Here is a 9,859-nt window from a genome sequence, read left to right as displayed (position 1 = left end):
GATCGGCGCTTTACCGCAGTTTCTCCGCGTCTCGACTCCGCGAGGCCCGGAAGCACAACAGAGAGGGTTACCGCAATGGCGACCACGAACAACGGCATCATCGACCCGCCCATCGACGAGCTCCTGGCCCGCGTCGAGTCCAAGTACGCGCTGGTCATCTTCGCCTCCAAGCGCGCCCGCCAGATCAACGACTACTACGCCGACCTGCACGAGGGCAGCCTGTTCGACAACGTCGGCCCGCTGGTCGACTCCTCCGTCGACGACAAGCCCCTCTCGGTGGCGCTCCACGAGATCAACGAGGACAAGCTCGTCATCAAGCCGCTGGCCGCGGAGTAACCTCCCGCCACATCCGGCAGACAGAGAGCCGCCGACCGAGCGCAAGAGAACGACCACAGCCGGGACCGTGTCCCGCTGGCTGGAGGAGATGCCGCCGTGAGCCCACGATTGACCGTCGTCGTCGGAGTGACCGGCGGCATCGCCGCGTATAAAGCCGTCGGGGTCATCCGCGCGCTGGTGCTCGAAGGGCACTCGGTGCACGTCGTGGCGACGGAGGCCGCGCTGCGGTTCGTGGGCCGTCCGACCCTGGAGGCGATCAGCCGCAACCCCGTCGCGACCGACCTCTACGAAGGCGTCGCCGAGGTGCGGCACGTGGCCATCGGCCAGTCCGCCGACCTCATCGTCATCGCCCCGGCGACGGCGAACACCCTGGCCAAGCTCGCCGCCGGCATCGCGGACGACCTGCTCGGCAACACCGTCCTGGCCTCCACCGCCCCGCTGGTGGTCGCGCCGGCGATGCACACCGAGATGTGGCGCAATCCGGCAACGGTCGCCAACGTCGCCACCCTGCGCAGCCGCGGCGTCACCGTCGTCGGCCCGGCCTCCGGCCAGCTCACGGGCGCCGACTCCGGCCCCGGCCGCATGGAGGAGCCCGAGGTCATCGTGCGCGCCGCGCTGCGCGCCGCCGGCATCTCGCCGCGCCTCGCGGTCTCCGCTGTGCCCGAGCCGGTCGCCGACGTCGTGGTGCTCTCCGAGCGCCGCCGGGCCAACGAGGCCTCCCGCCGGCCGCGCGGAGGCGTGGACCTCGCGGGCAAGCGCGTCGTCGTGACCGCGGGCGGCACCCGGGAGCCGCTGGACCCCGTGCGCTTCCTCGGCAACCGGTCGAGCGGGCGGCAGGGCGTCGCCGTCGCGGCGGCGGCCCAGGCCCGCGGCGCCGAAGTCGTCCTGATCGCCGCGCACCTGGAGGTCGAGCCGCCGGAGGGCGTCGAGCTGGTCCAGGTGCAGACCGCGCTGGAGTTGCAGGAGGCCGTCACCGAGGCCGCGCGCTCCGCCGACCTGGTCGTGATGACGGCCGCTGTCGCCGACTACCGGCCCGCCGTCATGCGCGACTCCAAGATCAAGAAGTCCGAGGCCGGTCAGACCCTCACGCTCGAACTGGTCGCCAACCCGGACATCCTCGCCGGCCTCTCCGCCGCCAAGCGCGAGGGCCAGGTCGTCGTGGGCTTCGCCGCCGAGACCGAGCCCGACCCGTCGACGCTCATCGAGCTGGGCCGCACCAAGCTCGCCGCCAAGGGCAGCGACTTCCTCGTCCTCAACCAGGTCGGCTGGGAGCAGGGCTTCGCAACGGAGAGCAACGAGGTCGTGGTCCTCCGCAGGGGCGGCGATATAGTGATGGAGGCCTCGGGGAGCAAGCTGTCGGTGGCCGACCGTATCTTGGACGTCGTCGTCTAGTCGACGACCAGGGCCACGGCATCCCTGGCCGTACCTCCATGCCGCGATCAAGGAGAACAATGGCAGATCTGCGCCTCTTCACGTCGGAGTCGGTCACGGAAGGTCACCCCGACAAGATCTGCGACCAGATCTCCGACAGCATCCTGGACGCGCTGCTCGCGGTCGATCCGCACAGCCGCGTCGCCGTGGAGACGCTGGTCACCACCGGGCTGGTCCACGTCGCAGGCGAGGTGACGACGAAGGGCTACGTCGAGATCCCCGCGCTGGTGCGCGAGAAGATCGTCGAGATCGGCTACGACTCCTCCGACGTCAGCTTCGACGGCACCCAGTGCGGCGTGTCCGTCTCGATCGGCGCGCAGTCGCCCGACATCGCCCAGGGCGTCGACAACGCCTTCGAGTCGCGCACCGAGCAGAGCACCGACGACCTCGACCGCCAGGGCGCGGGAGACCAGGGCATCATGTTCGGCTTCGCCACCACCGAGACGCTGCAGTACATGCCGCTGCCGATCTGGCTGGCGCACCGCCTGGCCGAGCGCCTCGCCGCCGTACGCAAGGACGGCACCCTCGACTACCTCCGCCCGGACGGCAAGACCCAGGTCACGATCGGCTACGAGGGCCACACGCCGCGCACGGTGGAGACCGTCGTGCTCTCGACGCAGCACGCGCCGCACGTCTCCAGCGAACAGCTCCAGGCCGAGGTGGTCGAGGAGGTCATCGCCCCGGTCATGCACGCCGCCGGGCTGGAGACCGCGCACATCCGCACGCTCATCAACCCGACCGGCCGATTCGAGATCGGCGGGCCCAAGGGCGACGCCGGGCTCACCGGGCGCAAGATCATCGTCGACACCTACGGCGGCGCCAGCCGGCACGGCGGCGGCGCGTTCTCCGGCAAGGACCCGTCGAAGGTCGACCGGTCGGCCGCGTACGCGATGCGCTGGGTCGCGAAGAACGCCGTCGCGGCGGGCCTCGCCGAGCGGCTCGAGGTGCAGATCGCGTACGCGATCGGCAAGGCCGCCCCGGTCGGGCTCTACGTGGAGTCGTTCGGCACCGGCACCGTCTCGGACGAGCGCATCATCCGCGCCATCCGCGAGGTGTTCGACCTGCGCCCGGCCGCGATCGTGCGCGACCTCGACCTGCTCCGGCCGATCTACGCGCAGACGGCGACCTACGGCCACTTCGGCCGCGACCTCCCCGACTTCACCTGGGAGCGGCTGGACCGCGTCGACGACCTGCGCTCCGCCGCGGGGCTGTAGCCGTGCCGGCGGCCGCCACGGTCGCCCGTGTGGCCCTGGACTCGCCGCTCCCGCAGCTCGACCACCTGTTCGACTACAGCGTTCCGGACGAGCTCGCGGAGCAGGCGGTCCCCGGCGTGCGCGTGCGCGTACCGCTGCGCTCGGCGGGACGGGTGGCCGACGGCTACCTGGTGGAGCTCGCCGAGCCCGATGAGGCCTTCTCCGGGACGCTGAGCCCGCTGGAGGCCGTGGTGTCGCCGGTGCCGGTGCTCACCGAGCCGGTGTGGCGGCTCGCCCGCAGGCTCGCCGACCGCAGTGCGGGGACCGCGAGCGACATCCTCCGGCTCGCCGTGCCGCCGCGCATGGTGCGGGTGGAGAAGGCGTGGCTGGCGGCGCGGGAGGCGGGCGCTGCCACTTCCGCTTCCGCTCCCGCGCCGGGCGAGGCGCAGCCGCCGGCGTTCCCGGTCCGCGGCTACGTCGCCGGCGCTCTGGAGGCCGCGGTCGCGGCGGGGGAGCGCATCGCGCTGCGGCCGATCCCGCGGCTGAGCAGGCTCCCGGACGGCACCTGGGTCGGCGAGTGGGCGGTCACGCTCGCCGCGCTCGCGACCGCCACCTGGCGCGCGGGCAGCACCGCCATCGTCGCCGTGCCCGACCACCGCGACCTGGAGCAGCTCGCGGCCGCGCTGGCGGCGATCGCCCCCGCGGCCGCGGTGGTCCGCGCCGACGCCTCCCAGTCCAACCCGGAGCGGTACAAGGGGTTCCTCGCCGCGCTCTCCGGCCCGCGCATCGTCATCGGCAACCGCTCGGTGGTCTACGCTCCCGCCGCCCGGCTGGGCCTCGTCGCTGTGTGGGAGGACAGCGACCCGCTGTTCGCCGAGCCGCTCAGCCCGTACGTGCACGCGCGTGACGCCGCGCTGGTCCGGCAGGAGCTGGAGGGCGGCGCCCTCGTGCTGAGCGGGCTGGTGCGCAGCGTCGAGGCGCAGCGACTGGTCGACCTCGGCTGGCTGCGCGACCTCGGGCCGGAGCGCGCGCACGCGGCCAAGGTCGTGCTGACCGCGAACCAGTTCGCCGACGAGCCCGCCGCCCGCGCCGCGCGCATTCCGTCGTCCGCGTGGCGGGCCGCGAGGGACGCGCTGAGCGGCGAGAGCGGGAGGCCGCGCGGCCCCGTGCTCGTCCAGGTCGCCCGTCCCGGCTACTTGCCGGTGCTGTCGTGCGCCAACTGCGGTCAGGCGGCGCGCTGCGCCCGCTGCACCGGGCCGCTCGGCCAGCGCCGGGCAGGAGCGACGCCGTCCTGCGGCGTGTGCGGCGCGCTGGCGACCGACTGGCACTGCACGCGCTGCGAGCAGACGAAGCTGCGGATGGTGACGCCGGGCTCCGGTCGGACGGCGGAGGAGCTGGGCCGCGCCTTCCCCGGCACGCGCGTGATCCTCGCGGATGGCGACCACCCGGTGCAGCGCGTCGGCTCCGCCCCCGCGCTCGTGGTCGCCACGCGCGGCGCCGAGCCGATCGCCGAGGGCGGCTACCAGGCGGTGCTGCTGCTCGACGGCGAGCGGATGCTGGCGAGGGAGACACTGCACGTCGCCGAGGACTGCCTGCGCTGGTGGACGAGCGCCGCGGTGCTGGCCGCCGCGGGCGCGCCGACCGTGCTCGTCGGGGTCTCCGGCGACCTCGCCCGCGACTTCGCGACCGGCCGACTGGTCGACTTCGCCCGCGAGGAGCTGGCCGACCGCCGTCAGCTCCGGTTCCCGCCTGCCGTGCGGCTGGCCTCGGTGACCGGGGCGGCGGAGGCGGTCGACGGTCTGCTGAAGGCGGTCGACCCCGAACTTCTGATCGACGTGCTCGGCCCGGCTGCGGTCGACGAGAAGACGGTCAGGGTCATCCTGCGCTTCGAGTACGCGAAGGGCGCCGACGTGGCCGCGGCCGTGCGGGCGACGGTCGTGCGCAACGCGACGCAGCGCCGCCGGGCACCGGGAGGCCGCCCCGGCTACCGCCCCGCCCCGACGCTCCGCGTCCGCTTCGACGACCCCGAAATCCTCTAACCCTCTCTTCTCCTCGCCGAGGGGCACGTCGTTGTCACTTTTCGCGCCCCTAAGTGACAACAACGTGCCCCTCGGCGGGGATGGGGTGGGTGCTGGGGGCGCGCAGGGCGGCGCGGGTAGACTCGGGGGCTGGACCTGACCGAAAGAACCTTGACATGCGACTCGTCTTCGCCGGCACACCCGCCGTCGCCGTCCCCTCCTTGAACGCCCTGGCCGAGCGGTTCGACATCGCCGCCGTGATCACCCGCGAGGACGCGCCGCTCGGCCGCAAGCGCGTGCTGACACCGTCGCCGGTCGCCGATGCCGCCGCCGCCCTCGACCTCCCGGTGATCAAGGCCAACCGGCTGGACGACGGCGTGACCGACCAGGTCGCCCGCCTGGAGGCCGACCTCGGCGTGATCGTCGCGTACGGCGGCCTGGTCCGCGAGCCGCTGCTCTCGACCCCGCGGCTCGGCTGGGTCAACCTGCACTTCTCGCTCCTCCCGCGCTGGCGCGGTGCCGCGCCCGTCCAGCGCGCCGTCATGGCGGGCGACGCCGAGACCGGCGCCGCCGTCTTCCAGCTCGTCGCCGGGTTGGACGCCGGCGACGTGTTCGCGGAGCTCCGCCGCCCGATCCCGGCCGACGCGACGGCGGGGGAGCTGCTCGACACCCTGGCCGAGGAGGGCGCGCCCCTGCTCATAGACACCGTCGCCGCCCTGGCGGACGGCACCGCCGAGGCCGTGCCGCAGTCCGGCGACCCGGTGCTCGCGCCGAAGCTCACGATCGACGACGCCCGCCTCGACCTCACCCGGCCGGTGGAGGAGGTCTACGCGCGCCTGCGCGGCGTGACCCCGGAGCCCGGCGCCTGGGTGCTCCTCGACGGCGAGCGGTTCAAGATCCACGCCGCCCGCCCGGCTACAGGCCTGTCGCTCCCGGCCGGCGTGGTCGCCGTGACCGAGGGCCGCATCCAGGTGGGCACCGGGACGACCCCGCTCGAGCTCCTCACGGTACAGCCCGCGGGCAAGCGCGCCATGGACGCCGCCGACTGGTGGCGCGGCGCCGGCGGGGAGGCGGTGCTGGCATGAGCGACCACCGCCGCAACGACCGTAACCAGCCCGGCCGCAGCGCCGCCGAGCGCACCCGCGTCCAGCCGTCCCGCAAGGTCGCGCTCGACGTCATCTCGGCCGTCCGCGAGTCGGACGCCTACGCCAATCTCCTGTTGCCCGGCCGCATCGCCCGGGCGGGTCTGTCGCCCGCCGACGCCGCGCTCGCCACGGAGCTGACCTACGGCACCCTGCGGATGCAGGGCTACTACGACCGGGTGATCGCCCGCGCCGCCGGCCGCACTGTCGACAAGATCGACCCGCCGCTGCTCGACGTGCTGCGGCTCGGCGCGCACCAGCTCCTGTCGACCCGGGTGGCGTCGCACGCGGCCGTCAACGAGTCGGTCGCGCTCGCCCGCCAGGTCGGCAGCCGCTCCGGCACCGGCTTCGTCAACGGCGTGCTCCGCGAGATCGGCCGCTCGACGCCGGAGGAGTGGCGTGTGCGCGTCCTGGCCGACGCGAAGAACGACGACGAGCGCTTCGCCGCGCTCAGCTCACACCCGGCTTGGATCGTGCGCGCGTTCCACCGCGCCCTGGAGTCCGAGGGCCGCGGCGACGAACTCGAAGCGCTGCTGGAGGCCGACAACACCGCGCCCCGCGTCAACCTGGTCGCGCTGCCCGGCCTCGCCGAGCCGCCGGAGGGCGCGCGCCCCGACCGGTTCTCGCCCGTCGGCTTCACCGCGGGCGGGGGAGACCCGCAGGGGCTCGTCACCGGGGCGGAGGGCCGGCTCCGCGTGCAGGACGAGGGCTCCCAGCTCGCCGCGCTCGCGCTCACGCGCGCCCGGCCCATCCAGCAGGGGGAGCGCTGGCTCGACCTCTGCGCCGGCCCGGGCGGCAAGGCGGCGCTGCTCGCCGCCGAGGCGCTCGCGGGCGGCGCGACCCTGGTCGCGAACGAGGTCGTGCCCGCCCGTGCCGAGCTGGTCCGCCGCGCCCTCGCCGCCGTGCCGCTCGACGTACCGGTCTGGGAGCGCGACGGCGTCGGCATCGGTGCGGAGGAGCCGGAGGCGTTCGACCGCATCCTGCTCGACGCGCCGTGCACCGGCCTCGGCGCGCTGCGACGCCGCCCGGAGGCCCGCTGGCGCAAGACCCCGCGCGACGTGGCCGAGCTGACCGCACTGCAGACGCAGCTCCTGGACTCCGCGGTGGCCGCGCTCAAGCCGGGCGGCCTGCTGGCCTACATCACCTGCTCGCCCCACGTCGCGGAGACCCGCGCGATCGTCGCCGACGCCCTCGACCGGCACCGCGCCCTGCGGCCGGTGGGCACGGCCGACATCGTGCAGTCCGTCGCCGAGGAGCGGCTCGACCTCGCGGGCGACGCCGACCTCGTCCAGCTCTGGCCGCACCGCCACCTGACCGACGCGATGTTCATCGCCGTGCTGGAGAAGGCGGGCGGCGACGCCTCCGCGCCAGAGGCCTCCGAGCAATAGGCCTCCGACCAATAGGCTGGAGGCATGGCGACGCGCATCAACCCGAGCATCCTGGCGGCCGACTTCGTGAACCTGGAGCGGGACCTCGGCGCCATCGCCACGGCCGACCTGGTGCACGTGGACGTCATGGACAACCATTTCGTGCCGAACCTGACCTTCGGCCCGCAGATGGTGGGGCGCATCCAGGACGTCAGCCCGATCCCGCTCGACGTACACCTGATGATCGACGACCCCGACCGCTGGGCCCCCGGTTACGCCGAGCTCGGCGCCTACTCGGTGACCTTCCACGCCGAGGCCGCTGCCGACCCGGTAGCCCTCGCGCGGCGCCTGCGCGCCATCGGCGCCCGCGCCGGGATCGCGCTCAAGCCCGGCACGTCGGCCGACAACTACCTCGACCTCCTGCCGGAGTTCGACCAGGTGCTCGTGATGACCGTGGAGCCCGGCTTCGGCGGCCAGTCGTTCATGACGGAGACCATGCCCAAGCTGCGGTCGCTGCGGGAGGCGGTGGAGGCCCGCGGCCTCGACGTCTGGCTGCAGGTGGACGGCGGGATCACCGAGGAGACCATCGTGACGGCGGCGGAGAACGGCGCCGACACGTTCGTGGCCGGGTCGAGCGTCTTCCGCGGCGAGCCGGCCGAGCGGATCGCCGGCCTGCGGGCCGCGGTGGCGGCGCACACCCACTGAGGGCGGCGCCGCCGACCGGTGTCGGCCCGCGACGTCAGCCCGCGACGTCAACCTCTGCGGCGGCGGGCTGCGGAGTCGCGACCGCGGCGGGGGCGCGCGCCGGGATGACCGCGAGCGCGCCGACCGCGAGCAGCGCCGTCGCCGCGAACACGTAGAAGCCGCCGGGGTACGCCAGGCCGAGCGAGACCAGCGTTCCGGTCACGGCCGGGCCGAGGATGGCGCCGAGCCGGCCGATGCCCGCGGCGAAGCCGAGCGCGGTGCTGCGGACCTCCGGCGGGTAGAGCTGGGTGATGAACGCGTACACGAGCACCTGGGCCGAGAACACGAAGACGCCCGTGACGAAGACGGCGACGTACACCATCGTGACGTCCTCCAGCCGGATGCTGAGGAACGCCAGCAACGCGGCCGCGAGCACGAACCACGCCATCGCGACGCGCTTGGTGCCTGCGCGGTCGGCGACGACACCCGCGAGGACCAGCCCGGTGACCGCACCCGCGTTGAGGGTGAGCAGCAGCCCGAGCGCGTCGGTGGAGCCGTAGCCGGCGTCCTTCATCAACTGCGGCATCCAGGTGTTGAGCCCGTAGACGACCAGCAGGCCCATGAACGACGCGACCCAGACGCCGACGCTGATCGTCAGGTACGGACGCGCGACGAGCTGCCGCACCGTCGCCCTTGGGGCGGCGTCCCGCTCCCGCCGCGCCTCCGGCAGCAGGAACCGGATGAGCGGGACGACGACCAGCCCCGCGGCGCCGCCGATCAGGAACAGCACACGCCAGTCGGGGATGACCGCGATGGCGAGGAGCGCGGTGAGGACGGCCCCGGCGTGGTAGCCGGTCATGGTGAGCGTCGTCGCCTTTCCGGCGCGTGCGCTCGGCATCAGGTCGGTGACGTAGGCGATCGTGACCGGCAGGCACGCGCCGAGGGCGAGACCGGCGAGCACGCGCAGCAGCCCGAAGACGAAGACGTTCGGCGCGACCGCGATCGCGAGCGTGAGCACAGAGAACACCGTCACGCACACGACCAGGCAGAGCCGCCTGCCGTGGCGGTCGGCGAGCGGTCCGACCGTGAGCGCGCCGATGCCGACGCCCACCAGCCCGGCCGTGGCGACCGCGGTGGCCGCGGCGGGGTCGAACCCGAGCTCCTTCGTGCTCAGGAGCGTGGGGATCACCGTGCCGAGCACGACCAGGTCGAAGCCGTCGAGGGCGACGATCACCCAGCAGAGCAGCAGGGGCCAGAGGGCGGGCGGACGAGAGACGGTCGACGTCATACGGATCTCCTCATCGAGATGGGATATGTCAGAGCAAACCCGTTGACATTAGCACATCGGTCGCGTACGACAGGCATCGGCATCGGCATCGTCACGCGGAGCGACCCGCGCTCCACGACCGGTACGCTGTAACGGTGAAAACCTTCGACGACCTCTTCGCCGAGCTCCGTGAGAAGGCCGAGACCCGCCCGGAGGGCTCCGGGACGGTTCGCGAGCTGGACGCGGGCGTGCACGCCATCGGAAAGAAGATCGTGGAGGAGGCCGCCGAGGTCTGGATGGCCGCCGAGTACGAGTCCGACGAGGCCACGGCGGAGGAGATCTCCCAGCTCCTCTACCACCTCCAGGTGCTGCTGCTCGCGAAAGGCCTGACTCCGGCCGACGTGTACCGACATCTGTGACG

9 protein-coding genes are annotated in these 9,859 nt (G+C 73.5%); 8 read left to right on the top strand and 1 reads right to left on the bottom strand.

Going from position 1 to position 9,859, the window contains the following annotated elements:
• The first annotated feature begins 75 nt into the window (after nt 1–75).
• The 7 genes from rpoZ to rpe all read left to right on the top strand — a co-directional run bounded on the left by rpoZ (nt 76) and on the right by rpe (nt 8,192).
• The gene (gene rpoZ, locus ABH923_RS02530) at nt 76–336 is read left to right on the top strand and encodes a DNA-directed RNA polymerase subunit omega (RefSeq protein WP_370053719.1); all 261 of its coding nucleotides are present in this window, start codon (nt 76–78) and stop codon (nt 334–336) included.
• A gap of 108 nt (nt 337–444) precedes the next feature.
• The gene (locus tag ABH923_RS02525) at nt 445–1,728 is read left to right on the top strand and encodes a bifunctional phosphopantothenoylcysteine decarboxylase/phosphopantothenate synthase (RefSeq protein ID WP_370057263.1); all 1,284 of its coding nucleotides are present in this window, start codon (nt 445–447) and stop codon (nt 1,726–1,728) included.
• A 59-nt stretch (nt 1,729–1,787) separates the two neighbouring features.
• Nucleotides 1,788–2,981: a methionine adenosyltransferase gene (gene metK / locus ABH923_RS02520; RefSeq protein ID WP_370053717.1), complete on the top strand. Its 1,194-nt coding sequence runs from the start codon at nt 1,788–1,790 to the stop codon at nt 2,979–2,981.
• A 2-nt stretch (nt 2,982–2,983) separates the two neighbouring features.
• Entirely contained in the window at nt 2,984–4,999 is a 2,016-nt protein-coding gene (locus ABH923_RS02515; protein ID WP_370053716.1) for a primosomal protein N', read from the top strand.
• Nucleotides 5,000–5,154: 155 nt separating this feature from the next.
• A complete protein-coding gene (gene fmt / locus ABH923_RS02510; protein WP_370053714.1) occupies nt 5,155–6,063 on the top strand; it encodes a methionyl-tRNA formyltransferase in 909 nt (302 codons plus the stop codon).
• Nucleotides 6,060–7,508: an RsmB/NOP family class I SAM-dependent RNA methyltransferase gene (locus tag ABH923_RS02505; RefSeq protein ID WP_370053712.1), complete on the top strand. Its 1,449-nt coding sequence runs from the start codon at nt 6,060–6,062 to the stop codon at nt 7,506–7,508. Before fmt ends, ABH923_RS02505 begins: the two co-directional genes overlap by 4 nt.
• Nucleotides 7,509–7,532: 24 nt before the next feature.
• Entirely contained in the window at nt 7,533–8,192 is a 660-nt protein-coding gene (gene rpe / locus ABH923_RS02500; RefSeq protein ID WP_370053711.1) for a ribulose-phosphate 3-epimerase, read from the top strand.
• A 34-nt stretch (nt 8,193–8,226) separates the two neighbouring features.
• Here rpe and ABH923_RS02495 read toward each other — a convergent pair whose 3' ends face one another.
• The gene (locus tag ABH923_RS02495) at nt 8,227–9,459 is read right to left on the bottom strand and encodes an MFS transporter (protein ID WP_370053709.1); all 1,233 of its coding nucleotides are present in this window, start codon (nt 9,457–9,459) and stop codon (nt 8,227–8,229) included.
• Nucleotides 9,460–9,593: 134 nt separating this feature from the next.
• Here ABH923_RS02495 and ABH923_RS02490 point away from each other — a divergent pair, with 134 nt between their 5' ends.
• Nucleotides 9,594–9,857: a phosphoribosyl-ATP diphosphatase gene (locus ABH923_RS02490; RefSeq protein WP_370053707.1), complete on the top strand. Its 264-nt coding sequence runs from the start codon at nt 9,594–9,596 to the stop codon at nt 9,855–9,857.
• Nucleotides 9,858–9,859 lie beyond the last annotated feature (2 nt).

This window comes from Leifsonia sp. EB41, from assembly GCF_041262565.1.
Classification (GTDB): domain Bacteria; phylum Actinomycetota; class Actinomycetes; order Actinomycetales; family Microbacteriaceae; genus Leifsonia.
Note: the sequence above shows the minus strand (reverse complement) of the source record. Positions and strands in the feature narration are given on the sequence as shown.